A 23,432-nucleotide genomic window follows, 5' to 3' on the forward strand; every position below is an offset into this window, starting at 1 on the left:
TCCTCGGTGTCGTCGCGTCACGGGCCGCCGGGTCTCAGGTCACCGTCGACCGGGGCGAGCGTAGCGCGCGACTACCCTTGACTGGTGGCACATCTTCTCGGCGCAGACGGCATAGCGCTGACCATCGGCACCCGCACCCTTCTCCAGGGCGTCTCCCTCGGCCTCGACGACGGCGACCGCGTCGGCGTCGTCGGACCCAACGGGGCAGGCAAGTCGACCCTGCTCCGGATCCTCGCGGCCACGTCCCTGCCCGACGCCGGACGGGTCACCCGGGTGGGCGGCTCCACCCTGGGCATGCTCGACCAGCGCGACGACCTCGCCCCCGACGCGACGGTGCTCGACGTCGTGCACGGCGACGCGGCGACGCACGTGTGGGCGTCGGACGCGCGGGTGCGCGAGGTGCAGCAGGGCCTGCTCGCGGACCTCGCCTGGGAGGCCCCGGTCGCGAAGCTCTCGGGCGGGCAGCGCCGGCGGGTGGCGCTCGCGGCCCTGCTCGTGCAGGACCCGGACGTGCTCCTGCTCGACGAGCCCACCAACCACCTCGACGTGGAGGGTGTCGCCTGGCTGGCGGCCCACCTGCGCGAGCGGTACGGGCGTCCGGGCGCCAACGGTGCGCTCGTGGTCGTGACGCACGACCGCTGGTTCCTCGACGAGGTCTGCTCCCGGATGTGGGAGGTGCGCGGTGACGGCACGGGCGAGGTGGACGGGTACGAGGGCGGCTACGCCGCGTACATCCTGGCGCGGGCCGAACGCGGCCGGCAGGCCGCCGCGGCCGCCGAGAAGCGCGACAACCTCCTGCGCAAGGAGCTCGCGTGGCTGCGCCGCGGGGCACCCGCCCGCACCTCCAAGCCGAAGTTCCGGCTCGACGCCGCCGCGGCGCTCATCGCCGACGAGCCGCCGCCGCGCGACTCGATGGAGCTGACCCGCATGGCGACGCGCCGCCTGGGCAAGGACGTGCTCGACCTGGAGTCGGTCAGCGTGCGCGTGCCCGGCCCGGACGCCCCCGACGCCAAGGTGCTGTTCGACGACGTGACGTGGCGGCTCGGGCCCGGCGACCGGTACGGCGTCGTCGGCGTGAACGGTGCGGGCAAGACGACGCTGCTCGCGCTGCTGGCCGGGCGCCGCGAACCGGACTCCGGCCGCGTGAAGCGCGGCAAGACCATCCACGTGCGGGAGCTGTCGCAGGACGTCACCGAGCTGGACGAGGTGGGGCGGCTGACGGCCGTGGAGGTGATCGAGCAGGAGAAGGGCCGGGTCGTCGTGGACGGCAAGGAGCTCACCGCGGCGCAGCTCACGGAGCGGCTCGGGTTCACGCGCGAGCGCGCGTACACGCCCGTGCGGGACCTGTCCGGCGGCGAGCGGCGGCGGCTGCAGCTCCTGCGGCTGCTCGTCTCCGAGCCCAACGTGCTGCTGCTGGACGAGCCCACCAACGACCTCGACACCGACACCCTGGCCGCCGTCGAGGACCTGCTGGACGGCTGGCCGGGCACGCTGATCGTGGTGTCGCACGACCGGTACCTGCTGGAGCGGGTCGCCGACCGGCAGGTCGCGCTGCTCGGTGACGGGACGATCCGTGACCTGCCCGGGGGCGTCGAGGAGTACCTGCGGCTGCGGGCCGCGGCGCGGGCCGGGGGCACCGCCCCGTCCGCGACCGGCTCTGGTGCGGCGGCCCCGGGCGGCACGGCTCCGGGCGGCGGCACGACGTCGGGCGCCCCCGCGGGCGGGGAGGTCTCGCAGCGCGACATCCGCGCCGCCAAGAAGGAGGTCTCCCGCATCGAGCGGCGGCTTGCGAAGATTGCGGAGAAGGAGGCCGAGCTGCACGAGACGATCGCGCAGCAGGCCACGGACTACCAGGCCGTCGCCCGGCTCGACGCGGAGCTCCGCGACCTCGCGGACGAGCGCGACGAGCTCGAGTCGGCCTGGCTCGAAGCGGCGGAGGTGGCGGGATGACGGACAACGATCTGACACCGCTCGACGGGATCGACCGAGCACTCGTCGACGCACTGCGCAACGACGGCCGGACCACGCTCGCGGTGCTGTCCGAGATCTCGGGCCTGTCCCTGTCGGCGGTGCAGGTGCGGGTCCGCAAGCTGGAGGCGCGCGGCGTCATCACGGGCTACCGGGCGGTGGTGAACCCGGAGGCGGTCGGTCTGCCGCTGTCCGCGTTCGTGGAGATCACGCCCCTGGACCAGGCGCAGGAGGACGACGCGCCCGAGCGGCTGCGCGGCATGCCCGGGATCGAGTCCTGCTACTCCGTGGCCGGCAACGCGAACTACCTGCTCACGGTGCGGGTCGCCTCCCCCCGCGCGCTGGAGGAGCTGCTCGGGCGGATCCGCCGCACGGCCAAGGTCTCCACCCGCACCACCGTGGTGCTCCAGACGTACTTCGAGGGGCAGACGACGGAGCCCGGCGCCACGCGGTAGCCCTCAGCGCGGGCCGAGCGCCGGCTGGCCGAGGGTCAGGGTCCCGGCGTCGGCGTCCAGCTCGGCCACGACGCCGAGCGGCACGGTGACCGGGTCCGGTCCGTGGCCGAACCCGAGCTCGCCGAGGACCGGGATACCGAGGGGGCCGAGCAGGTCCAGGATCACCGGCTCCACCGGCTCGCAGTCCTGCCACGAGCCCAGCACGACGCCCAGCGCACCGTCGAACCAGCCCGCGCGCAGCAGGTGCGTGAGGAACGAGTCGATGCGGTAGGCCCGCTCGTCGACGTCCTCCAGCAGCACGATGCCGCCCGCCGCGGACGGCGGCGTGGTGCCGACCCCCACCGACGTGGTCAGCAGCGAGACGCAGCCGCCGGTCGTGACGCCGCGCGCCGTGCCGCCCACGAGGGTGCGGGCGCGGGGGCCGGTCAGCTTCTGGGCGCCGTCGGGCTCGAACAGCGTCTGCCGCAGGTGCTCGCGGGCGGACTCCGACGCGAGGAACGACGCGGTGCCCGGCATCGGGCCGTGCAACGACACGACGCCCAGGTGCAGGGCCACGGCCTGGTGCAGCACCGTGCAGTCGCTGTACCCGACGAGCACCTTGGGGTCGGTGGCGGCCAGGGCGTCCCAGTCCACCAGGTCGACCATCCGGGTCGCGCCGTAGCCGCCGCGCAGGGCGAGGACGGCGCGGACGTCGGGGTCGAGCCACGCCTCCTGGAAGTCCGCGGCGCGTGCGGCGTCGTCCCCGGCCAGGTACCCGTGGACCGGGTGCGTGTCCCGGACGTGCGGCATCACCTGCACGTCCAGGCCCCAGGCCCGCAGGTGGCCGACGCCGGCACCGAGCCGGTCGGCCGGCACCGGACCCGACGGGGCGACCACGGCGACGGTGTCGCCGGGCTGCAGCCGCGGCGGGCTCATCAGGGGCCGGAGCATGCGGCCGACACTACCTGCCTGTGAACGCTCGGAGGGGTTCTCTGGCCTTTCGCCCGCGACAGATTGGCCCCATGTGAAATCGACGCGCGCCGTCCGAGCCGCGCACCCTCGGGACCATGTCCGGTGCGTCGCTTCCGTCTTTTAAGGGCGGATTGTTACGCTCGCGCTGGCCCGAACTCCGGGCGAGCGGACGAAGGAGCGCCGAGGACATGCCCAGCACCCGGACCTGGCTGCAGGCGGGCGGCGGCACCGTGGTCGCGGCCCTGCTGGTGGCCGCCGTGGTGCAGGCGATGCACTCGAGCGCGATGTGGGTGTCCAACGACCCGGTCGGCGAGTGCGGCGCGACCGAGGGCGGCGCGGTGGTCGCGGCCCAGAACGTGCTGTGGGCAGGCACCGGGCTCGAGCCCGTGGACGGGTCGTGGGACGCGGAGTCGGAGGTGGCGGCCGAGGCGTTCCAGGCCTACAACGGCCTGCCCGTGACCGGCTGCGTCGACGAGAGCACCTGGGTCACCATGCGGGCGCTGCTGGTCTCCGTGTGCGACCCGGAGTTCGAGTGCCAGGGACCCGACCACCGTGTGCGGTACTGGGCGCCGGGCGGCGCCCGCGAGACCTACTTCGCGGAGAACGACTGCGACTGGGGCTCCTGGGTGCCGCAGGGCGTGGCCCTGAGCCCCGTCTCCTCGAAGACGGTGATCGCCCTCTCGCGCGACGCCGTGACCGAGATCGAGTGCGGGGGCTGACGTGGTCACCACGATCGAGGAGCCCAGGATCCGCCCGGAGTGGCTGCTCGGCGGGGCGGTGACGCTGCTCGGCGCGATCATCATCGTGGTGGTCACGCTCGTGCTGGGCGCGGGAGAGGAGGAGCCGGTCGTCGAGCCTGCCGACGCGACCGAGCTCACCGCCGGCACCTGCGCCGAGGACCTGCGCCAGCCGCACTGGGTGCCCGAGGACGTCCGGCGCGCCGTGGCCGAGTGCCCCGCCGACATCTCGGCACGAATCGGCCGGACGACGGCGGAGGACCACCTCGGTACCTGGATCACGTACCCGCTGGACGGCGACGAGAACGCGGAGACCCTGGACGGCGGGCCGGGCCCGGCCTGGCCCGAGGACGACGTCCGCGCCGGGGCCTACCACCCGGCGTCGGCCATCGTGTACGTGGCCTACCCGGGCTCCACGGAGCTCGCGGACGAGCTGTCCGGCGACACGGTGACGGTGGAGTGGGCGGAGCTGGCGGAGTCGAACCGGGACGCCCGGGTCACCCGCGTGGACAACAACGGCTTCGGCCCGGTGCGCGTGGAGTGGACCGACGACGCCGGTTCGTACCTGCTGCTCGCCACCCTCGGGCGGACTCCCGAGGGGAGCTCGGGACCGACGGTGGCGGAGCTGGTCCGCATCGCCGACAGCGTGGCCGCCGACGACGAGTGACGCGGTCGGACGTCCAGGCCACCGGGGTGACCTGAGCGTCCGACACGTGCGGCGCCGGCCGGCGCGGGAGTCTCAGAGGGTGGCCGCGAGGGCCTCGTCCAGGGCGCGGACGCCGGCCTCCAGGGCCTCCGCCGTGACCGTCAGGGCGGGGCGGAAGCGGACCGACCGCTCGCCGCAGCCCAGCAGCAGCACGTTCCGCTCGGTGACCGCGGCCAGCACCGCGTCACGGACCTCGCGGGACGGGAGCGTCAGCGCGCACATCAGGCCACGGCCGCGGACGTCGGTCACGCCGTCGTGCCGCGCGGCCAGCTCCGTGAGCGCGTCCTGGAGCTGCTTGCCCATGGTGCGGGCCCGGTCGACCAGGCCCTCGGCCTCGTAGGTCTCCAGGATGCGGCGGGAGCGCACCATGTCGGTCAGGTTGCCGCCCCAGGTGGAGTTGATGCGGGAGGAGACAGCGAACACGTTGTCCGGCACCTCGTCCACCCGGCCGCCGGCCATGACGCCGCAGACCTGCGTCTTCTTGCCGAACGCGACGACGTCGGGCGTGACGCCGAGCTGCTGGTACGCCCAGGGCGTGCCGGTGATCCCGGCGCCCGTCTGCACCTCGTCCAGGATGAACAGGGCGTCGAACTCCCGGCAGAGCGCCTGCATCCCCTGGAGGAACGAGGGGCGGAAGTGGTTGTCGCCGCCCTCGCCCTGGACGGGCTCCATGATGAAGGCCGCGATGTCGTGCGGGTTCGCCTCGAACGCCGCGCGGGCGGCGCCGAGCGCCTCCGCCTCCGCCGCGTCCATGTCCCGGCCCTCGGCGATGTACGGGGAGGGGATGCGCGGCCAGCCGAACTTGGGGAACCGGGCGACCTTGCCCGGTTCCGTGTTGGTGAGCGACATCGTGTACCCGGACCGGCCGTGGAACGCGTGCTCCAGGTGCATCACCTGGGTGCCCAGCTCGGGGGAGCGGCCGTTCGCCTCGTTGTGGCGGGACTTCCAGTCGAACGCGACCTTGAGCGCGTTCTCGACCGCCAGGGCGCCGCCGTCGATGAAGAACAGGTGCGGCAGCGCGGGGTCGCCGAGCACGCGTGCGAAGGTGTCGGCGAACCGGGCCATCTCGACGGTGTAGATGTCGGAGTTGGACGGCTTGTTGATCGCGGCGGTGGCGAGCTCCTCGCGGAACGCCGCGTCGTCGGCCAGGGCCGGGTGGTTCATGCCGAGCGGCGAGGAGGCGAAGAAGGTGAACAGGTCGAGCCACTCGCGACCGTCCCGCGCGTCGACGAGCGTGGAGCCCTGCGACCGGGTGAGGTCGAGGACGAGGTCGAAGCCGTCGACCAGGAGGTGCTCGCGGAGGGTGGGGAGCACTGCGGTGGGCTCAAGAGATGTCGTCATAGCGGCAAGGTAGGCAATGATCCTGCCAAGATTCAACGACTATGGAAAAGTTCCTGTTACGGTCGCGGGTGCCTCGGCCGCCTCGTGGCGACGAGCTCCGCCGTCGCCAGGGTCAGCGTCGAACCGAGCATGACCAGGAGCGCCGCCGTCCAGCCGCCCGACGCCGCGTGCACCGCGCCGATCACCGCGGGTGCCGTGGCAGCGACGGCGTAGCCGAACGCCTGGACGGCCGCCACCGTCCGGCGCGTCTGCGCCACCGTGCGGCACCGCTGCGCCACGAGCGTGAAGATCACCACGAAGTTCCCGCCCTGGGCGGCCCCCGCGAGGCTCACCCACACCAGCCACCACTCGGGCGCCAGCAGCAGGCCCACCGGGAGCGCGACCCACAGGAGGCCCATCGCGACCGCGGCCCACCGCATCGGGACGCGGGCGGCCAGCGCCAGCGGGACGAGCACGCTGCCCGCGATCGCGAGCCCCTGGAACGGCGCCGCGGCGTTGCCCGCCGTCGTCACCGAGAGGTCCAGCAGGTCGCCGAGCAGCTCGGGCAGCCAGCCCGTGACCGCGAAGTACGAGAACGACTGGCCGGCGAACGCCAGGGACAGCACCCAGGTGATCGGGCGCCGCAGCACACCTGCCCACGTCTCGTCCGGCCGCTCCGGGCCCGGCCCTGGTCCCGCCGTGCCCCGCGCAGGCGCTCGCCCCGTCGCCCCGCGGGTCGTGACCAGCCAGACCACGAGCGCCACCACCGCGACCGCCGTCCACGAGGCGACGGCGCCCTGCCAGCCCAGCAGCGCGGCGAACGGTGCGGTCAGCGACGTCGCGAAGACCGACCCGAGGTTCATCACCGACGAGTACAGGCCGGTCGCCAGCGCCGTCCTGGCCGGGAAGTCGCGCGCGATGATGACCGGCACCACCACGTTGCCCACCGTGATCGCGGCGCCCAGCAGGACCGTCCCGGCGAACGCCGCCACCACGCCGGCGGTGCCCGACCCCGCCGAGCGCACCAGGGTCCCCGCGATCACGCCCAGGAGCGCCACGGTCACCGCCGCATACGGCCCCACGCGAGCGATCAGGGCCGACGCCGCGGGCGCCACCACGCTGAAGCAGAGCGCCGGGATGCCGACGAGCAGGCCGGTCAGGGTCTGGTCCAGGCCGAGCCCGGTCGCGACGTCGGCCAGGACCGGTGGCAGGGACGTGATGGGAGTGCGCAGGTTCACGGCGAAGACGAGGACCGCGACGAGCAGCGCGGAGCCGCCGGCCGCAGCGCGGTTGGTGCTCATGATGCTGTCATTGTGCGGGACGGGGGTGGTTCGTCGCCTCGGGCGTCCATCTCCTCCGCACGCGGTGTGGCGTTCGTCATCGCCTTCTCCCCAGGAGCGCCGGCGGCTTTGCCGCTAGATTGGGCGACCGGTCACCAGGTTCGGAACAACTGAGGTATCGAATGAACCAGCGACAGGTCCTCCGGGGCGGGGGAGCACTTGTCGGAGCGCTCGTCCTCCCGGGGCTGCTCTCCGGGTGCGGTCTCGACATCGGCAAGTTCGACTACACGGAGCCGCAGTTCGTCGGCTCCTACGCGGCGGCCGGGTCCACGACGGTCGTCGCGCTCGGCGAGGACCGCACGTTCACGGCGACCGGCGTGCCGGACGCCGTGCTGGACAAGGCCGTGCGCGACGACACCCGCAGCCTGCCCTCCGAGATCGAGGGCACGTGGAAGTACGTCGCCAAGAACGCCGCCGACCATGTCGAGCTCACGGTCACCGACGCCGACGGCCTGCCGGTCAGGATGCGCGACCTGCCGCTGTACGTCGCGGACGCCGACGACCTCTTCTTCCTGCCCGACCAGCTCGGGCGCGAGAAGGTGGTCGTGAGCCGGAGCCGGTGAGGCGGCGGCTCAGTCGTCGAACTGCGCGGTCACGGTGCGCAGCAGGGCCGCGAGCTGCGGGCGCTCCGCCGGGGTCAGCGCGGTCAGCACCGTGGCCTCGATGTCGAGCAGGTCGCTCATGGCGGCGTCGACCCGGGCCAGGCCCTCGTCGGTGAGCTCGACCAGCACGCCGCGCCGGTCGTCGGGGGAGCGGTGCCGCTGCACGAACCCCCGCGACTCCAGCCGGTCGATCCGGTTGGTCATGGTGCCGCTGGTGACCAGCGTCTGCGTGACGAGGGTGCCCGGCGACAGGCGGTAGGGCTCGCCGGCGCGGCGCAGCGCCGAGAGCACGTCGAACTCCCACGTCTCCAGGCTGTGCCGGGCGAACGCCGTCCGGCGCGCGAGGTCGAGGTGCCGGGCCAGCCGCGAGACCCGGCTGAACACCGTGAGCGGCTCGAGGTCGAGGTCAGGGCGCACGTGGCGCCACGCGGCGACGATGCGGTCGACCTCGTCGGCGGGACCGGTGTGCTCCATGGCGAGAGGCTACCGGATGTCTCGATATCAAGAATCTCGACAGGCACGTCCGTGCCCGCGGTCCGTGATCAACCGTAGGCTCGGGCACCGTGGGAACAGACATCAGGGTGCACGAGGTGTACGCCGGCCGGGTGCTGCAGGGCGCGGGGGCGCGGCGGCTCGTGCCGGACGAGGTCGACCGGCTCGGCGCGCGGCGCGTGCTGGTGGTGGCGGCACCGTCGTCGGCCGAGGTGGCGCAGGAGACGGCCACGGCCCTGGGCGAGCGGTACGCCGCGACCTTCGGCCGCCCCGTCCAGCACACCCCGGTGGAGGTGACCGCCGAGGCGCTCGCCCTGGCCCGGGAGGTGCGCGCGGACGCGCTGGTCGCGATCGGCGGCGGGTCCGCCGTCGGGCTCTCGAAGGCGCTCGCGATCCGGACGGGCATGCCCCAGGTCGCCCTGCCCACCACGTACGCCGGGTCGGAGGCCACACCCGTGCTCGGGGAGACCGAGGACGGGGTCAAGACCACGCGCCGTGATCCCGCTCTCGCGCCCGGCACCGTCGTCTACGACCCGGAGCTCACGCTGTCGATGCCGCACGGGCTCACGCTGACCTCCGCCCTGAACGCGCTCGCGCACGCCGTCGAGGCGCTGTGGGACACGCGGGCGAGCGCGGCGACCCGCGCGTACGGGGTCGAGGCCGCGGACGGCATCCTGACCGCCCTGCCCGTGGTGCTCGACCACCCGTCCGACGTCGACGCGCGGGCCCGCCTCCAGGAGGCGGCCTGGCTCGCCGGCGCCTGCCTGGCGCAGGCCCGGATGGGGCTCCACCACCAGCTCGCGCACGTGCTCGGCGGCACCTACGGGCTGCCGCACGCGGAGCTGCACGCGCTGCTGCTGGCGCACGTCATGCGGTTCGACCTGGCGGCGGCGCCCGACGCGACGACACGGCTCACGCGCGTCGCCGGCGGCGACCCGGTCCGCGCGGTGGCGGCGCTCGCGGCACGCCACGACGGCCCGACGACGCTCGGCGCGCTCGGCCTGCCCCGCACGGTCCTGCGCGAGGTGGCCGAGCGGGTGGCGGCCGCCCCGTACCCGAACCCCCAGCCGGTGACGGCGGAGGCCGTGGAGGAGCTGCTGCTCGCGGCGTGGTGACGGTGGCTGTGCTCGCGTGCGAGCCGGGCCGGCGCACGCGACCGGCGCGGCTCGACCGGCGCGGCTCGGCCGGCGCGGCTAGACCGGCGCGGCTCGACCGGCGGACCAGGACGACGCGTCCCGATGCCCCCTCGCGCAGTCGTGACACTCTCGGTAGACAACGTCTACTACCGGCAACACACCCTCGCGGGGACACCTCACCCGGGAGCAGAGCCCGCCCGAGGCGCACGGCTCCTCGCTGAGCCGGCAGAAGAATGACCGGTTTGTGGCGCTGCGTGGCTCGATTCCGACCCCAATATCACAGGGTGAAACTTGGTGCGCATTAAAGGTGAATATCCAATTCCCGTTGCAGAGTCCGTCTCGCGTGCTTAGCGTATGGAACGCGAACACTGTTCCGCTCGCAGGTGATCATCCTGTGATTCCCGTTTTCTGGAAGGAATAGCACCATGACCGTCGTCGACATCATCGCGACCCTGCTCGACTCCCTCGGCATCACGGTGGCGCAGATCCGCGACCTGCTGGGCCTCTGAGCAGGTAGTATGCGGCTCGCCGCGCTCAGCGGCGGCGCAAGCACCATCCCCAGCTGAACGAACGCCTCCCACGCAATTCTGTGGGAGGCGTTCGTTCTATTGCGCGCACGCACACTTTGCTGCGTCGGCGCAAGAATGCGCGCACCGTTAGGCCGAACCGGTATCCTGCCGACATTTTGCCGCTTTTATTGACGCATCTTCAGTGCGGCACGCCAGGCACGGCCGGACAGCGCTTCCTCGGGAAACGTGTCGTTCGAGGTGCCCGATCAGCGCGACAGCTTGGTCAGCGCCGGCTTCTTCTCCATGTTGTGCAGCCCGTTCCACGCCAGGTTCACCAGGTGGGCCGCCACCTCGGACTTCTTGGGGCTGCGGGCGTCGAGCCAGTACTGGCCCGTGAGTGCGATCATCCCCACCAGCATCTGCGCGTAGAGCGGCGCCGCCTTGGTCTCCAGGCCGTTCGCGCGGAACTGGGGTTCGAGGATCGCCTCGACCTGCGTGGCGACGTCACCGATCAGGCTGGAGAACGTGCCGGTCGCCTGCGCCACGGGGGAGTCGCGCACCAGGATGCGGAAGCCGTCCTCGGAGGACTCGATGTAGTCCAGCAGGGCGAGCGCCGTGCGCTCCAGCAGCACCTTGGGGTGGCCGCCCGAGCCGAGGGCGACGGTCAGGGCCGTCGTGAGCGCCTGCACCTCGCGGTCGACCACCACGGCGTAGATGCCCTCCTTGCCGCCGAAGTGCTCGTACACGACCGGCTTGGACACCTCGGCGCGCACCGCGATCTCCTCCACGCTCGCGCCCTCGAAGCCCTTCTCGGCGAACAGCCCGCGACTGACGGCAAGGAGCTGCTCGCGGCGCTGACTGGCCGTCATGCGAGGTCGGTGGGTACGTCGGTTCTCGGCGGCCATGGGGTTCATTGTGCCTGACGGCACGTCGGCGGATCCGGTGGTGATCCGGTGGTACGGCATGGGGCACACCCGTGGACCTGGCAGACTGTTCACGGACGTGCGACGGTGGCACCCGCCCGCTTCGGGGCACGACGGAGCCTCGCGCGCGCCCGGTCCGCCTTGGTGTAATCGGCAGCACAGAGGTTTTTGGTGCCTTTAGTCCAGGTTCGAATCCTGGGGGCGGAGCCGTCCGGATCTGACGAACCCACCGATCGGAGCACCCGTGACCGAGACACCTCAGCCGGCAGCAGTGATCGTCCTCGCCGCCGGTCAGGGCACCCGCATGAAGTCCGCGTTGCCGAAGATCCTGCACCCCCTCGGCGGCAAGCCGATGGTGGGGCACGCTCTGGCCGCGGCTCGTGAGCTGGACCCGGGTCAGGTCGCCGTGGTGATCCGGCACGAGCGCGAGCTGGTCGCCGAGGCCGTGGGGCAGCTGGACCCCGCCGCGATCCTGGTGGACCAGGACGACGTGCCCGGTACGGGCCGCGCGGTGCAGTGCGCCCTGGCGGCGCTCGACGCCAAGGCCCAGGCAGCGGCCGCGGCGGCGGGGCTCGCCGACGGCGAGGTCGTGGGCGACGGCGTCGACGGCTCCGTGGTGGTCGTCGCGGGCGACGTGCCGCTGCTCGACGGCGCCACGCTCGGCCAGCTCCTGGCCGCCCACCACGCCGACGGCAACGCCGTCACGATCCTCACCACCGAGGTCGACGACGCGACGGGCTACGGCCGGATCGTCCGCGAGAAGGACACCGGCGACGTGCTGGAGATCGTGGAGCACAAGGACGCCACGGCGGACCAGCTCGAGATCCGCGAGATCAACTCCTCGGTCTACGTGTTCGACGCCGCCACGCTGCGCCGCGGCCTCGGCGGGCTGGACAGCAAGAACGCGCAGGGCGAGGTCTACCTGACCGACGTCGTCGCGTTCGCCCGCGCCGAGGGCCTGCACGTGCGGGCGCTGCTCGCCGACGACCCGATGCTGGTCGAGGGCGTCAACGACCGCGTCGCCCTGTCGGTGCTGGCACGCGAGATGAACCGCCGCGTCGTCGAGGAGTGGCAGCGCGCGGGCGTCACGGTCCAGGACCCGGCCACCACGTGGATCGACGTCGACGTCGAGCTCGCCCCCGACGTCACGCTCCTGCCGAACACGCAGCTCAAGGGCGCCACCGTGGTGGCGACCGGTGCCACGATCGGTCCGGACACCACGCTGACCGACGTCGAGGTCGGGGTCGGCGCGACGGTGGTCCGGACGCACGGCTCGCTCGCCGTGATCGGCGAGGGCGCGTCCGTCGGGCCCTTCGCCTACCTGCGGCCGGGCACGACCCTGGGTCGCAAGGGCAAGATCGGCACGTTCGTCGAGACCAAGAACGCCGAGATCGGTGAAGGCAGCAAGGTGCCGCACCTCTCCTACGTGGGCGACGCGACGATCGGCGAGCACAGCAACATCGGTGCGGCGTCCGTGACGGTCAACTACGACGGCGTCCACAAGCACCGCACGGTGATCGGCTCGCACGCCCGCACGGGCGCGGACAACATGTTCGTCGCGCCGGTGTCCGTGGGCGACGGCGCGTACACCGCCGCCGGGTCCGTGATCCGGCGCGACGTGCCCGCGGGTGCCCTCGGCGTCACCGCCGGGCAGCAGCGGAACATCGAGGGCTGGGTCGCTCGCCGCCGGCCCGGGACCCCCGCGGCGGACGCCGCCGCGGCGGCGTCCGGGACCACGCCCGGCCTCGGTGACCAGGCGCAGCGTCAGCTCGCCGAGCACAATGCAGCCGGGGCTCCCGTGGCCCCGCAGGCAGCGGCCGCTCAGGCCGAGGCCGACCAGGTCCCTGCAGGAGGGGCCGACAAGGAAGGAAAGACCCACTGATGTCCAGCACTGCCGCACCCGGCCCGAACCGTCACCCGCTCGTCCTCGCCGCCGGGCGGGCACACCCCGAGCTGGCCAAGAACGTCGCGAAGGAGCTGGGCATCGACCTGCTCGGCGTGTCGGCGTACGACTTCGCCAACAGCGAGACCTACGTGCGGTTCAGCGAGTCCGTGCGCGGTATGGACCTGTTCCTGCTGCAGTCGCACACGATGCCCGTCAACCAGTGGATCATGGAGCAGCTGCTCATGGTCGACGCCGCCAAGCGGGCCTCGGCGCACTCCGTGACCGTCGTGGCGCCGTTCTTCGGGTACGCGCGCCAGGACAAGAAGAGCCGCGGCCGCGAGCCGATCTCGGCCCGCCTCGTCGCCGACCTGTTCAAGACCGCGGGCGCCGACCGGCTCATGAGCGTCGACTTGCACACCGCGCAGATCCAGGGCTTCTTCGACGGCCCCGTGGACCACCTGTGGGCCATGCCGATCCTCGTCGACTACGTCCGCACGCGCGTGGACGTCGACAACGTCACCGTGGTCTCGCCGGACGCCGGCCGCATCCGCGTCGCCGAGATCTGGGCGTCCAAGCTGGGCGGCGGCCCGCTGGCCTTCGTGCACAAGACCCGCGACGTCACGCGCCCCAACCAGTCCGTGGCCAACCGCGTCGTCGGCGACGTCCAGGGCAAGGACTGCGTGCTCGTGGACGACCTCATCGACACAGGCGGCACCATCGCCGAGGCCGTCAAGGTGATCATGGCCGCGGGCGCCAAGTCCGTGACGGTCGCGGCCACGCACGGCGTGCTGTCCGGTCCCGCCGCCCAGCGGCTGACCGAGTGCGGGGCCCGCGAGGTCGTCGTCACCGACACCCTGCCGATCGAGGACGACCGCCGGTTCGAGACGCTCAAGGTGCTCTCCATCGCGCCGCTGCTGGCGTCCGCGATCAACGAGGTGCACTCCGACGGGTCCGTGACCTCGCTGTTCGACGGCAACTCCTGACCTGCGACGCCGGACGGGCACTTGACTGAGACGCGGTCGATGCAGGACCGTGTCTTGACATCTATGGGGGAGGGTCAGTGACCGTCACCGTCGTGGTCCCGACGTTCAACGAGGGGCCCAACGTCCGCGCGCTCACCGAGCGGCTCTGCGCCGCGTTCGGCGTGCTGCCCGACGACGGCCGCGACCACGGCGGCGTGCACGGACCCGAGGGCGGCCCGGCTCCCGTGGGGGCTCCCGACCTGGCGGAGATCCTCTTCGTCGACGACTCCACGGACGACACCCCCGACCGGATCCGCGAGGTCGCCGCGACGGCGCCCGTCCCGGTGCGGCTGCTGCACCGGGAGGAGGCGCAGGGCGGGCTGAGCGGCGCCGTCGTGGCCGGCCTGCGCACCGTGACCACGGAGTGGGCCGTCGTGATGGACGGCGACCTGCAGCACCCGCCGGAGCTCGTGCCCGCGCTGGTCATGCGCGGGCAGGAGGCCGGCCTCGACATCGTCGTGGCCTCCCGGTACACCGGCGACGGCGACGCCGGCGGTCTGGACGGCTGGTGGCGGCACGGCGTCTCGATCGCCTCCGCGCTGCTGGCGCGGTCCATGTTCCCGACGCGGCTGCGCAACGTGACCGACCCCCTGACGGGATTCTTCGCCGCTCGGGTGGACCGGCTGGACCTGGACGCGCTGCGCCCGCGCGGCTTCAAGATCCTGCTGGAGATCCTCGCCCGCAACCGGCTCGCCGTGGGCGAGGAGCCGTTCGTCTTCGGCGAGCGGTACGCCGGGCACTCCAAGGCCACGTTCAAGAACGGGCTGCGCTACCTGGAGCAGCTCGCGGCGCTGCGGTTCGGGCGGATGTCACGGTTCGCCATCATCGGCGGCTTCGGCGCCGTGCTCAACGTGCTCATCCTGTGGGGCCTCACCGCCCTGGGCGCGCACTACGTGGAGGCGGCGGTCATCTCCGCGGTCGTCACCATCGTGACCAACTTCCTGCTGCAGGAGCGCTTTGTGTTCCGCGACCTGCGCAACGAGGGGCGCGGCGCCTGGTCGCGGTTCGCCCACTCGTTCGCGTTCAACGGCACGGAGGCGGCCGTCCGCCTGCCGGTGCTCTGGTGGCTCGTCGAGGTCACGGGCCTGTGGCCGGTGCTCGTCCAGGCCCTGACGATCGTGGTGGCGTTCCTGCTCCGGTTCGTGTTCCACGTCCAGGTGGTCTACAAGCCCCGCCGTACGCAGCCGACGATCGGCGTCACACCGCCCGTCGGTGCGGAGCGGGCCGACGAGCGGGTACAGTAGTCAGGTTGCCTCGGCGAGGGACGCCTGACGGCCGCGACGGGACCTGATCCCGCAAGCACTCGGCCGGCGTCCGTGATCGACTGGGCGGCCGTCGGTGGCCCGGGCGGAGTACCCCTCCAGTACCTCGCCCCGCGTGCCAGCTCCGCGCCCGTCACGTGTCCCGCGCCGACGCAGCCGCCATCTTCGAGTTGCACACCAGACCTTTCAGGAGTGAGTTCCCATGGCCGAGATCAAGCTCGCCGCCGAGGCCCGTACCGAGTTCGGCAAGGGTGCGGCCCGCCGCATCCGCCGCGACAACAAGATCCCCGCCGTCCTGTACGGGCACGGCACCGACCCCGTGCACGTGACGCTGCCCGGCCACGAGTCGATGCTCGCGCTGCGCCAGACCAACGTGCTGCTCTCCATCGAGCTCGACGGCGCCAAGGGCCAGCTGGCCGTCGCCAAGGACATCCAGCGCGACCCGGTCCGCAACGTCATCGAGCACATCGACCTCCAGGTCGTGCGCGCGGGCGAGAAGATCACCGTCGACGTGACCGTCAACATCGTGGGCGAGTCGGCCCCGGGCACCATCCACCTGGTCGAGGCGCAGACCCTGTCGGTCGAGGCCGAGGCCACGCACCTGCCGGAGTCCGTCGACGTCTCCATCGAGGGCCTCGAGGCCGGTGCCCAGGTGCACGCGGGCGAGGTCACCCTGCCGTCCGGCGTCACGCTGCTCACCGACCCGGAGCACGCCGTCGTGCTGATCACCGAGCCGCGCGGCGAGGCCAGCGCGGACGAGGAGGAGTCGGCCGACTCCGCCGAGTCCGCCGCCGAGGCGCCCGCCGAGGGCTGAGCCCCTCCCGCCAGGCAGCACCAGCCCCGGCCGCGTGCCGGGACGTACCGGGCCGAGGTAGAACCTCCGGGCCTGCGCGCGAGATGATCGTGCGCGGCGCGGGTTCTGCCTCGGCCCGGCTCGTTCCCGCCGCGGCGCGCGTCGCCGCCGGGATGCCCCGGCTGCCGAGAACGTCCGTCGTCGTGAGAGGAAGATCCGCATGAGTGACCGGCCCTGGCTCGTCGTCGGCCTCGGGAACCCCGGACCGAAGTACGCCGGCAACCGGCACAACGTGGGCCAGATGGTGCTGGACCTGCTCGCCGAGCGCACCGGCGCCCGGTTCTCGAAGCACCCGCGGGCCCAGGCGGTCGTCGCCGAGGCGCGCCTCGGCGTGCTGCCGGGCGGTGCACCGGGACCGCGCGTGGTCCTCGCCAAGCCGACCACCTACATGAACACCTCGGGCGGCCCGGTCAGCGCGCTGGCCAAGTACTACGACGTGCCCGCCGAGCAGGTGGTGATGGTGCACGACGAGGTGGACATCCCGTTCGACACGATCAAGCTGAAGATCGGTGGCGGCGAGGGCGGGCACAACGGGCTGCGTGACACCACCAAGGCGCTCGGCACCAAGGACTACCACCGGGTGCGCGTCGGCGTCGGGCGCCCGCCGGGCCGCATGGACACGGCTGACTACGTGCTGCGCGACTTCTCCGGCACCGAGCGCAAGGACCTGCCGGTCCTGGTCGACGACGCCGCCGACGCCGTCGAGCTGCTGGTCACCGAGGGCCTGCTGACCGCCCAGGGCAAGTACCACACCGCCCGGGCCTGACCGGCTGCCGCAGATCGGCAGCTTGCCGCGAGGCCGGCAGCTTTGCCCGCGAGGTCGGGGGGGTGGGGGGGGGGGGGGGGGGGGCGCCGGGGGGGGGGGGGGGGGGGGGGGCCGCCGCCGGGGGGGGGGGGGGGGGGGGGGGCCCCGCCCCCCCCCCCCCCGCGCCCCCCCCCCCCCCCCCCCCCCCGGGGGGGGGGGGGGCCCCCGCCCCGCCCCCCCCCCCCCCCCCAACCCCCCCCCCCCCCCCGAACCCAGGGGTCTTGCGTGGGCAAGGGACCGAAGTCGGGCGGAGGGGCGGCACAGCCGGCGGCCAAGGCTTCGCCGGCTGCACCGCGGAAGGGGCCAGCGGCTATGGCTTCGCCGGCTGCACCGCGGAAGGGGCCAGCGGCTATGGCTTCGCCGGCTGCGCCACGGGAGAGGCCGCCACCTCGGTCCGCTCCACCAGCGACGCGACGGCGGCCGCCAGCGGCACGAGCACCAGGTTGCCCAGCAGCATCGTGCGCAGGAACGGCAGCCCGGCCACGTAGCTCGCGAGGAGTCCATCGAGCGTCTGCGGGTACAGCCCGTCCATCAGCCAGACCCCGAAGTTGGTCCACGCGAAGAACCACAGCGAGCCACCGACCCCCAGGCCGAGCGCGGCGGCATACCGGGCGGGACCGCGCAGGTGCCGTACGAAGATCGCGCCCACGCCGATCACCGCCCACGCGGACCAGGTGAACCACATGATCTGGGTGTTGCCGAGCACGGCGTCGCTCACGGCGACCACCGCGAAGGGCACCACGGCCGCCCACCGGTTGCGCAGCAGCAGCGCCCCGAGGAACGTCGCGGCAGTCGCGATCTCCAGGTTCGGGGGTGCGCCGAGCCCGGGCGCGACCAGGCGCCACACGACGGCGGCCGTCAGCACCAGGACGACGACGGCGGGACGCCACCAGCGACGGGCCAGCTCACGAAAGGTCAGGTCACGAGAGGCCAAGCCACCAGAGGCCAAGCCACCAGAACTAGGGCGCACCCCTGCACCCGGCTCGTCCCGACGCCGCGCGCCCCGGTCGCCCATCAGTACGTCTCGATCGTCCATGTGATCTCCTGACCGTCCTCGGTCTGGAGCGTGCCCGCCCCGACCTGTGCCGGGACACCGTCCACCGACAGCGACCAGAACTCCTTCTTCGAGTCGTCGGCCGCCCGGCCGCCGATGGCGGTGACGAACGCGTTCTCGCCCTCGCCCGTGAGCTCGGCCGACGGGTCCGCCTCCAGCAGCAGCTCCAGCGCGGTCGAGCCGGTGCGCCCCGGGTAGCTGAAGGTGTCCGCACCCGGCTTCTGCGACCCGGCGTCCGTCGCACCGCCCGATGCCGCGTCGGACGGCGCGTCCGACCGCTGGCTCATCGCCGGCGGAGCGGTGTCGGTCGCAGGCTCCGCCGTACCGTCACCGCACCCGGCGAGCAACCCGGCGCCCAGCCCCACGGCCAGGAGGACGGCGGACGCGGCGCGGGTCGCCCGGAACGGGCGGAAGGAAGTCGTGTTCACGCTCGCGAGTCTAGGTCGGCGTGCGCCTCGCGGCGGCGCCGTCCCAGCCCTCGGCCCGCTCCGGGCCGTGGCTCAGACGTCGATCCGGGACCTGTCCAGCTCTGCCGCACCGGCGATGAGGAACTCCTTGCGCGGCGCGACGTCGGTGCCCATCAGCAGCTCGAAGGCACGCTCCGCGGCCTCGGCGTGCTCCGCCGTGACCCGGCGCAGCGTGCGGTGGCGCGGGTCCATGGTGGTCTCCGCGAGCTGGTCGGCGTCCATCTCGCCCAGGCCCTTGTACCGCTGGATGTCGGGCTTGTAGCGGCGACCGGCCTTGTCGAGCTTCTTGAGCGTGGCACCCAGCTCCGCCTCGGAGTACGTGTAGATGTACTCGTTCTTGCGCCGGCCGTTGCCGATCACCTCGACCCGGTGCAGCGGCGGCACTGCGGCGAACACGCGGCCGGCCTCCACCATCGGCTTCATGTAGCGGTAGAAGAGCGTCAGCAGGAGGGTGCGGATGTGCGCGCCGTCCACGTCGGCGTCGGTCATCATGATGATCTTGCCGTAGCGCGCGGCCTCGATGTCGAAGGACCGGCCGGAGCCGGCGCCGAGCACCTGGATGATCGCCGCGCACTCGGCGTTGCGCAGCATGTCGCTGATCGACGCCTTCTGGACGTTCAGGATCTTGCCGCGGATCGGCAGCAGCGCCTGGAAGTCGCTGGACCGCGCGAGCTTCGCGGTGCCGAGGGCGCTGTCGCCCTCGACGATGAACAGCTCGGACCGGTCCACGTCGTTCGAGCGGCAGTCCGCGAGCTTGGCCGGCAGCGAGGAGGTCTCCAGCGCGTTCTTGCGGCGCGAGATCTCCTTCTGCTTGCGCGCGGTGATGCGCGCCCGCATCTCGGCGACGATCTTGTCCAGGAGCAGCGAGGCCTGCGTCTTCTCGTCCCGCTTGGTGGAGCTCAGGCGGGCCTGGATCTCCTTCTCGACCACGCGGGAGACGATCTGGCGCACCGGGCCGGTGCCCAGCACCTCCTTGGTCTGCCCCTCGAACTGCGGCTCCGCCAGACGCACCGTGACCACGGCCGTCAGGCCTGCGAGCACGTCGTCCTTCTCGATGCGCTCCGCGCCGTCCTTGGTGGAGACCTTGAGCTTGCGCGCGTTGGCCTCGACGTTCTTGCGGATCACCTTGAGCAGACCCTGCTCGAAGCCCGTCAGGTGCGTGCCGCCCTTGGGCGTCGAGATGATGTTGACGAAGGAGCGCACCTCGGTGTCGTACCCGGTACCCCACCGCAGCGCGATGTCCACCTCGCACTGGCGCTGCACCTCGCGCGGCGACATGTGGCCACGCTCGTCCAGCACCGGCACCGTCTCGGTGAAGCTGCCCGAGCCCTGCAGCACCCACGTGGCCGTGACCGGGGAGTCGGGCGCCAGGAACTCGACGAAGTCGGCGGCACCGCCGCTGTGCTGGAAGACCTCCTCGTGCGGCCCGGCCTCGCCCGGCGTACCCGGCAGGCCGCGCTCGTCGCGCACCGTGATCTCGAGGCCCGGCACCAGGAACGTGGTCTGCCGCACGCGCGTGACGAGCTCGTCGTAGCTGAAGACGGCGGACTTGGGGAAGATCTGCCGGTCGGCCCAGTAGCGCACGCGCGTGGCGGTGCGGCCGCGCGGCGCCTTGCCCACGACGGCCAGCTCCGAGCGCTCCACGAAGGGCTGGAAGGGCGAGTCGGGGCCGGGACCCGACGTCGGGTCGGTGTAGGTGCCGGGCTCCCCGCGGTGGAACGTCATGCGGTACGTCTTGCCGCCGCGGTCCACCTCGACGTCCAGCCGGGAGGACAGGGCGTTCACGACGGAGGCGCCGACGCCGTGCAGACCACCGGAGGCCTGGTACGAGCCCCCGCCGAACTTTCCGCCGGCGTGCAGCTTGGTGTAGACCACCTCGACGCCGCTCAGGCCGGTCTTGGGCTCGATGTCGACGGGGATGCCGCGGCCGTCGTCGGACACCGTCACGGACGTGTCGGCGTGCAGCACGATGCCGATCTTCGTCGCGTACCCGCCCAGGGCCTCGTCGACGGAGTTGTCGATGATCTCCCAGAGGCAGTGCATCAGGCCACGGGAGTCGGTGGTCCCGATGTACATGCCGGGACGCTTGCGGACCGCCTCGAGACCCTCGAGGACGGACAGGTGGCGAGCGGTGTACGACTCGGACGTTGCGGTCACGGCGACAGCGTAGACGAGGACACCGACAACCGGCGTCAGGCGCCCCGCACACCACCCGAACGGCTGTGTGACACCAAGATTCACCCGATGACGGAAATTACCCTTTCAGCGCAATTGGGGGCAGATGGACACCACGACTGTGAGCCACGCCGCTATGCTCGCAGCGAACCGCCCACCCGGGCCGGCATGAACCGTGCGAGCGAATGGTTGGATGGAGATGTGACGACCATGACGACCGAACCGCTCACCGCCCTCGACCGCTGCGACCGCTGCGGCGCGCAGGCCTACGTGCGCGTCGTTCTGCCCGTGGGCGAGCTGCTCTTCTGCGGCCACCACGCGCGCGCACACGCGTCCGCCTACGCGGACGTCGCCACCCATGTCCAGGACGAGACCGACCGGCTCCACGCGGAGCACGGCCAGGCCTGACGCCCAGGCCGGAAGCCCACCGGACGAGACACACCCAGACCACCGGACAGACCCCGGACCCAGACCCCGAACCGACGACCGGGGGGGGGGGGGGGGGGGGGGGGGGGCCCGCGCGCGCCCCCCGCCCCCCCCCCCCCCCCCCCCCCCCCCCCCGATCCTGGGGGCTGTGCGGTGCAAACGACCGATCTTGGGGGGGGCCGTGCGGTGCATACGACCGATCTCGGGGGGCTGTGCGGCGCGGGGGACCGATCTCGCGGGGTGCGCAGCGCAGCGGGACCAGACCCGGGCGGGCTGTGCCGTGCAGAGGGCCGATCTCGCGGGCCCTGCGGCGCAGGGGGACCGAACCCGGGCGGGTTGCGGTGGTGGACAGGCCGGGACCGGTGGATGCCAGACTGGCCGCATGGGAGTCGTCACCGACCGGCGGCGTGTGGTGCGCGTCCGCGAGGGTGTCCGTGTGGAGCGCCCGGACACGCTCGCCGTCGAGGAGCCGCTGATGGTGCGGCTGGTCGCCGCGGTGGCCCGGTCGCGCGCCCCGGCCGTGCCGGCCGCCCCGGCCGCCCCGGTCGTGCCGGCCGCCCCGGTCGCCCCGGTCGTGCCGGCCGAGGCAGCCGGACGCCGAGCCGGGGTGGTCGGTGCCGTGCGGCCGGTGGTGCCCGTGCGGCCGGTGGTGCCCGTGGGGCCGCGGCAGGTGGTGCCCGTGGGCGGGATGCCACCGGGGAGCGGGGCGGACGCCGAGACCCTGACCGTGACGATGCGGACCCCCGGTCACGACTTCGACCTGGTGGCCGGGTGGCTGGTCTCCGAGGGCGCGGTGGCCGCGCGGGAGGACATCGCGGCCATGCGGCTGTGCCCCGACGAGGACAACACGGTGGAGGTGGCTCTCGCGCGCGGCGTCGAACCTCCGCGGCCCCGGGCCTTCGCGACGACGAGCGCGTGCGGGGTCTGCGGGTCGGACACGGTGGTGGAGGTGCTCGCGGGACTGCGCTGGCCGGTCGCGGACGACTCCGTCACGGTGCGTCCTGAGGTGATCGCGGACCTGCCCGACCTCCTGCGCGAGCGCCAGCGCGCCTTCGACCGGACCGGCGGGCTGCACGCCGCGGGTCTGTTCACCGCGGACGGCGAGCCGCTGTACGTGCGGGAGGACGTGGGGCGGCACAACGCCGTCGACAAGGTGGTCGGCGCGGCGCTGCGCGACGGCGCCCTGCCCGCTGCCGGGACGGTGCTCCAGGTCAGCGGGCGGGCGTCGTTCGAGCTGGTGCAGAAGGCCGCGCGGGCCGGCATCCCGGTGCTGTCGGCGATCTCGGCGCCGTCCACGCTGGCGGTGGACCTGGCCGAGGAGGCCGGTGTGACGCTGCTGGGGTTCGTGCGCGGCGACTCGATGAACGTCTACACACGGGCGGACCGGCTGCGCTGAGGCGGTCCGGGGCGAACGTGAGCCGCAGGGCGTGAGGGCACGGCCGGGCCGTGGCTCACGGACCTCGACCCCGCCCGCACCGAGGTGTGCGACACGGGTGGCGTCGGGTCAGCGCGCGGCGGCCGGCAACGCGCCCTCGGCCTCCTCCGCCGCCGACGCGGTGTACACGACGACGCGCAGGTCGCCCGGGCCGAGGGTCAGCACGTCCAGGTCGAGATCGAGGTGGCCGTGGACCGGGCTCGGCACCCGGAGCCGGTCCGCGTGACCGCCCGGGCTGGGTGGAGCGTCCCAGAGCCGGACGAACTCAGGGCTTCGGTCGCGCAGGTCGGCGATCATCGACGACAGCTCGGCGTCGGCCGGGTAGCGGCGTGCCGCGTCACGCAGCTCGGCCACGACCGTGGCACGGAAGCCGGCCAGCTTCTCGGGCACCCGGAAGACCGACGGGCCGGTCTCCGTGAAAGCGCGCCAGACCACGTTCCGGTCGCGCCCCGGGGTGTCCGGCACCGTGCAGACGTCCGAGTGCCAGAGGTCGTTCGCGGCCAGCACCGTCCAGGTCGCGTCGCAGACGCAGACCGCCACCTCGGTCAGCCGGTCCAGCATCCGGCGCGCCGTCTCCGTGATCTCGCGCGGCACCCGGCCGTCCGCCTCGGGGGTGGCGGCGAACCCCGCCAGCGCACGCAGCCGGGTGTGCTCCGCCGGCGTGAGCCGCAGCGCCCGGGCGAGCGCGTCGACCACACCCGGCGAGGGCCGACGCCGGCCCTGCTCCAGCCGCTTGACGTGCTCCTCGGAGACGCCGACGAGGCCCGCGAGCTCGTCGCGGCGCAGGCCGGGCACGCGCCGGACGGCGGGCAACGACGCCGGCACCCCGACCTCGTCCGGGGTGACCCGGCGCCGCAGGCCCCGGAGGGCGGTTCCGAAGTCGTCGTCCGTGCGCACGACTCGATTCTG

The 23,432-nt window shown here is 73.1% G+C and carries 22 protein-coding genes, 1 tRNA gene and 1 pseudogene; 15 read left to right on the top strand and 9 right to left on the bottom strand.

Annotation, left to right across the window (positions count from 1 at the left end):
* Positions 1 to 84: 84 nt before the first annotated feature.
* The 3 genes and pseudogenes from ACIBBF_RS00375 to ACIBBF_RS00385 all read left to right on the top strand — a co-directional run.
* Positions 85 to 553, top strand: a pseudogene (locus ACIBBF_RS00375) (ATP-binding cassette domain-containing protein); the annotation flags it as partial.
* The gene (locus tag ACIBBF_RS00380; protein ID WP_397410649.1) at positions 547 to 1,950 is read left to right on the top strand and encodes an ABC-F family ATP-binding cassette domain-containing protein; all 1,404 of its coding nucleotides are present in this window, start codon (positions 547 to 549) and stop codon (positions 1,948 to 1,950) included. The pseudogene ACIBBF_RS00375 and the gene ACIBBF_RS00380, both read left to right, overlap by 7 nt.
* Positions 1,947 to 2,423: an Lrp/AsnC family transcriptional regulator gene (locus ACIBBF_RS00385; RefSeq protein WP_397409334.1), complete on the top strand. Its 477-nt coding sequence runs from the start codon at positions 1,947 to 1,949 to the stop codon at positions 2,421 to 2,423. The genes ACIBBF_RS00380 and ACIBBF_RS00385 overlap by 4 nt, the downstream gene beginning before the upstream one ends.
* A 3-nt stretch (positions 2,424 to 2,426) precedes the next feature.
* On the opposite strand, the gene ACIBBF_RS00390 is transcribed toward ACIBBF_RS00385, so the two are convergent.
* Positions 2,427 to 3,353 carry an LD-carboxypeptidase gene (locus tag ACIBBF_RS00390; RefSeq protein WP_397409336.1) on the bottom strand — a complete coding sequence of 309 codons (927 nt, stop codon included), beginning with the start codon at positions 3,351 to 3,353 and terminating at the stop codon, positions 2,427 to 2,429.
* Positions 3,354 to 3,562: 209 nt separating this feature from the next.
* Between ACIBBF_RS00390 and ACIBBF_RS00395 the strand changes: the two genes are divergently transcribed.
* Together ACIBBF_RS00395 and ACIBBF_RS00400 are read left to right on the top strand one after the other, a co-directional pair.
* Positions 3,563 to 4,093 carry a peptidoglycan-binding protein gene (locus tag ACIBBF_RS00395; RefSeq protein ID WP_397409338.1) on the top strand — a complete coding sequence of 177 codons (531 nt, stop codon included), beginning with the start codon at positions 3,563 to 3,565 and terminating at the stop codon, positions 4,091 to 4,093.
* A gap of 1 nt (position 4,094) precedes the next feature.
* Entirely contained in the window at positions 4,095 to 4,778 is a 684-nt protein-coding gene (locus ACIBBF_RS00400; protein ID WP_397409340.1) for a hypothetical protein, read from the top strand.
* Between the two features lie 72 nt (positions 4,779 to 4,850).
* Here the strand turns inward: ACIBBF_RS00400 and lat are convergent, their stop codons facing one another.
* A complete protein-coding gene (gene lat, locus ACIBBF_RS00405) occupies positions 4,851 to 6,158 on the bottom strand; it encodes an L-lysine 6-transaminase (protein ID WP_397409342.1) in 1,308 nt (435 codons plus the stop codon).
* A 56-nt stretch (positions 6,159 to 6,214) separates the two neighbouring features.
* Complete coding sequence (locus ACIBBF_RS00410; protein ID WP_397409344.1) at positions 6,215 to 7,438, bottom strand: CynX/NimT family MFS transporter; 1,224 nt, start codon at positions 7,436 to 7,438, stop codon at positions 6,215 to 6,217.
* A 161-nt stretch (positions 7,439 to 7,599) separates the two neighbouring features.
* On the opposite strand from ACIBBF_RS00410, the gene ACIBBF_RS00415 reads away from it, so the two are divergent.
* Complete coding sequence (locus ACIBBF_RS00415) at positions 7,600 to 8,040, top strand: hypothetical protein (protein ID WP_397409346.1); 441 nt, start codon at positions 7,600 to 7,602, stop codon at positions 8,038 to 8,040.
* A 9-nt stretch (positions 8,041 to 8,049) separates the two neighbouring features.
* On the opposite strand, the gene ACIBBF_RS00420 is transcribed toward ACIBBF_RS00415, so the two are convergent.
* Complete coding sequence (locus tag ACIBBF_RS00420) at positions 8,050 to 8,553, bottom strand: MarR family winged helix-turn-helix transcriptional regulator (protein WP_397409348.1); 504 nt, start codon at positions 8,551 to 8,553, stop codon at positions 8,050 to 8,052.
* An 89-nt stretch (positions 8,554 to 8,642) separates the two neighbouring features.
* Between ACIBBF_RS00420 and ACIBBF_RS00425 the strand changes: the two genes are divergently transcribed.
* Positions 8,643 to 9,686, top strand: coding sequence for a maleylacetate reductase (locus ACIBBF_RS00425; RefSeq protein ID WP_397409350.1), 1,044 nt, complete (start codon positions 8,643 to 8,645; stop codon positions 9,684 to 9,686).
* A gap of 796 nt (positions 9,687 to 10,482) precedes the next feature.
* Here the strand turns inward: ACIBBF_RS00425 and ACIBBF_RS00430 are convergent.
* Entirely contained in the window at positions 10,483 to 11,085 is a 603-nt protein-coding gene (locus tag ACIBBF_RS00430; protein WP_397409352.1) for a TetR/AcrR family transcriptional regulator, read from the bottom strand.
* A 189-nt stretch (positions 11,086 to 11,274) separates the two neighbouring features.
* On the opposite strand from ACIBBF_RS00430, the gene ACIBBF_RS00435 reads away from it, so the two are divergent.
* The 6 genes from ACIBBF_RS00435 to pth all read left to right on the top strand — a co-directional run bounded on the left by ACIBBF_RS00435 (position 11,275) and on the right by pth (position 16,927).
* Positions 11,275 to 11,346: transfer RNA gene (locus ACIBBF_RS00435), tRNA-Gln, on the top strand.
* Between the two features lie 97 nt (positions 11,347 to 11,443).
* Complete coding sequence (gene glmU / locus ACIBBF_RS00440; RefSeq protein WP_397410651.1) at positions 11,444 to 13,021, top strand: bifunctional UDP-N-acetylglucosamine diphosphorylase/glucosamine-1-phosphate N-acetyltransferase GlmU; 1,578 nt, start codon at positions 11,444 to 11,446, stop codon at positions 13,019 to 13,021.
* Positions 13,021 to 14,007 carry a ribose-phosphate diphosphokinase gene (locus ACIBBF_RS00445; protein WP_397409354.1) on the top strand — a complete coding sequence of 329 codons (987 nt, stop codon included), beginning with the start codon at positions 13,021 to 13,023 and terminating at the stop codon, positions 14,005 to 14,007. The genes glmU and ACIBBF_RS00445 overlap by 1 nt, the downstream gene beginning before the upstream one ends.
* 77 nt (positions 14,008 to 14,084) lie before the next feature.
* Positions 14,085 to 15,290: a glycosyltransferase gene (locus ACIBBF_RS00450; protein WP_397409356.1), complete on the top strand. Its 1,206-nt coding sequence runs from the start codon at positions 14,085 to 14,087 to the stop codon at positions 15,288 to 15,290.
* A gap of 220 nt (positions 15,291 to 15,510) precedes the next feature.
* Entirely contained in the window at positions 15,511 to 16,122 is a 612-nt protein-coding gene (locus ACIBBF_RS00455) for a 50S ribosomal protein L25/general stress protein Ctc (protein WP_397409358.1), read from the top strand.
* 199 nt (positions 16,123 to 16,321) lie between these two features.
* Positions 16,322 to 16,927 (top strand): aminoacyl-tRNA hydrolase, encoded by a 606-nt coding sequence (gene pth, locus ACIBBF_RS00460; protein WP_397409359.1) that lies wholly within the window; start codon positions 16,322 to 16,324, stop codon positions 16,925 to 16,927.
* A gap of 388 nt (positions 16,928 to 17,315) precedes the next feature.
* Here the strand turns inward: pth and ACIBBF_RS00465 are convergent, their stop codons facing one another.
* The 3 genes from ACIBBF_RS00465 to ACIBBF_RS00475 all read right to left on the bottom strand — a co-directional run bounded on the left by ACIBBF_RS00465 (position 17,316) and on the right by ACIBBF_RS00475 (position 20,644).
* On the bottom strand, positions 17,316 to 17,900 hold the full coding sequence (locus tag ACIBBF_RS00465) for a DUF6580 family putative transport protein (RefSeq protein ID WP_397409361.1): 585 nt from the start codon (positions 17,898 to 17,900) through the stop codon (positions 17,316 to 17,318).
* Positions 17,901 to 17,980: 80 nt separating this feature from the next.
* Positions 17,981 to 18,448, bottom strand: a complete 468-nt coding sequence (locus tag ACIBBF_RS00470) for a DUF4430 domain-containing protein (RefSeq protein WP_397409363.1) — start codon at positions 18,446 to 18,448, stop codon at positions 17,981 to 17,983.
* A gap of 72 nt (positions 18,449 to 18,520) precedes the next feature.
* Complete coding sequence (locus ACIBBF_RS00475) at positions 18,521 to 20,644, bottom strand: type IIA DNA topoisomerase subunit B (protein WP_397409365.1); 2,124 nt, start codon at positions 20,642 to 20,644, stop codon at positions 18,521 to 18,523.
* Positions 20,645 to 20,872: 228 nt separating this feature from the next.
* Here ACIBBF_RS00475 and ACIBBF_RS00480 point away from each other — a divergent pair, with 228 nt between their 5' ends.
* Both ACIBBF_RS00480 and fdhD read left to right on the top strand, forming a co-directional pair.
* The gene (locus ACIBBF_RS00480; RefSeq protein WP_397409367.1) at positions 20,873 to 21,070 is read left to right on the top strand and encodes a hypothetical protein; all 198 of its coding nucleotides are present in this window, start codon (positions 20,873 to 20,875) and stop codon (positions 21,068 to 21,070) included.
* 400 nt (positions 21,071 to 21,470) lie between these two features.
* Positions 21,471 to 22,484: a formate dehydrogenase accessory sulfurtransferase FdhD gene (gene fdhD, locus ACIBBF_RS00485; RefSeq protein ID WP_397409369.1), complete on the top strand. Its 1,014-nt coding sequence runs from the start codon at positions 21,471 to 21,473 to the stop codon at positions 22,482 to 22,484.
* A gap of 108 nt (positions 22,485 to 22,592) precedes the next feature.
* Here the strand turns inward: fdhD and ACIBBF_RS00490 are convergent, their stop codons facing one another.
* A complete protein-coding gene (locus ACIBBF_RS00490; protein ID WP_397409371.1) occupies positions 22,593 to 23,420 on the bottom strand; it encodes a helix-turn-helix domain-containing protein in 828 nt (275 codons plus the stop codon).
* Between the last annotated feature and the right edge of the window lie 12 nt (positions 23,421 to 23,432).

Origin of the sequence: Promicromonospora sp. NPDC050880 (genome assembly GCF_044456525.1) — a bacterium.
GTDB lineage: Bacteria > Actinomycetota > Actinomycetes > Actinomycetales > Cellulomonadaceae > Promicromonospora.

Coding starts and splice junctions, on each gene's coding strand:
- ACIBBF_RS00385 (WP_397409334.1), top strand. CDS start 1,947: ATGACGGACAACGATCTGACACCGCTCGACGGGATCGACCGAGCACTC.
- ACIBBF_RS00390 (WP_397409336.1), bottom strand. CDS start 3,353: ATGCTCCGGCCCCTGATGAGCCCGCCGCGGCTGCAGCCCGGCGACACC.
- ACIBBF_RS00395 (WP_397409338.1), top strand. CDS start 3,563: ATGCCCAGCACCCGGACCTGGCTGCAGGCGGGCGGCGGCACCGTGGTC.
- lat (WP_397409342.1), bottom strand. CDS start 6,158: ATGACGACATCTCTTGAGCCCACCGCAGTGCTCCCCACCCTCCGCGAG.
- ACIBBF_RS00410 (WP_397409344.1), bottom strand. CDS start 7,438: ATGAGCACCAACCGCGCTGCGGCCGGCGGCTCCGCGCTGCTCGTCGCG.
- ACIBBF_RS00415 (WP_397409346.1), top strand. CDS start 7,600: ATGAACCAGCGACAGGTCCTCCGGGGCGGGGGAGCACTTGTCGGAGCG.
- ACIBBF_RS00420 (WP_397409348.1), bottom strand. CDS start 8,553: ATGGAGCACACCGGTCCCGCCGACGAGGTCGACCGCATCGTCGCCGCG.
- ACIBBF_RS00430 (WP_397409352.1), bottom strand. CDS start 11,085: ATGACGGCCAGTCAGCGCCGCGAGCAGCTCCTTGCCGTCAGTCGCGGG.
- glmU (WP_397410651.1), top strand. CDS start 11,444: ATGAAGTCCGCGTTGCCGAAGATCCTGCACCCCCTCGGCGGCAAGCCG.
- ACIBBF_RS00445 (WP_397409354.1), top strand. CDS start 13,021: ATGTCCAGCACTGCCGCACCCGGCCCGAACCGTCACCCGCTCGTCCTC.
- ACIBBF_RS00455 (WP_397409358.1), top strand. CDS start 15,511: ATGGCCGAGATCAAGCTCGCCGCCGAGGCCCGTACCGAGTTCGGCAAG.
- pth (WP_397409359.1), top strand. CDS start 16,322: ATGAGTGACCGGCCCTGGCTCGTCGTCGGCCTCGGGAACCCCGGACCG.
- ACIBBF_RS00480 (WP_397409367.1), top strand. CDS start 20,873: ATGACGACCGAACCGCTCACCGCCCTCGACCGCTGCGACCGCTGCGGC.
- fdhD (WP_397409369.1), top strand. CDS start 21,471: ATGGGAGTCGTCACCGACCGGCGGCGTGTGGTGCGCGTCCGCGAGGGT.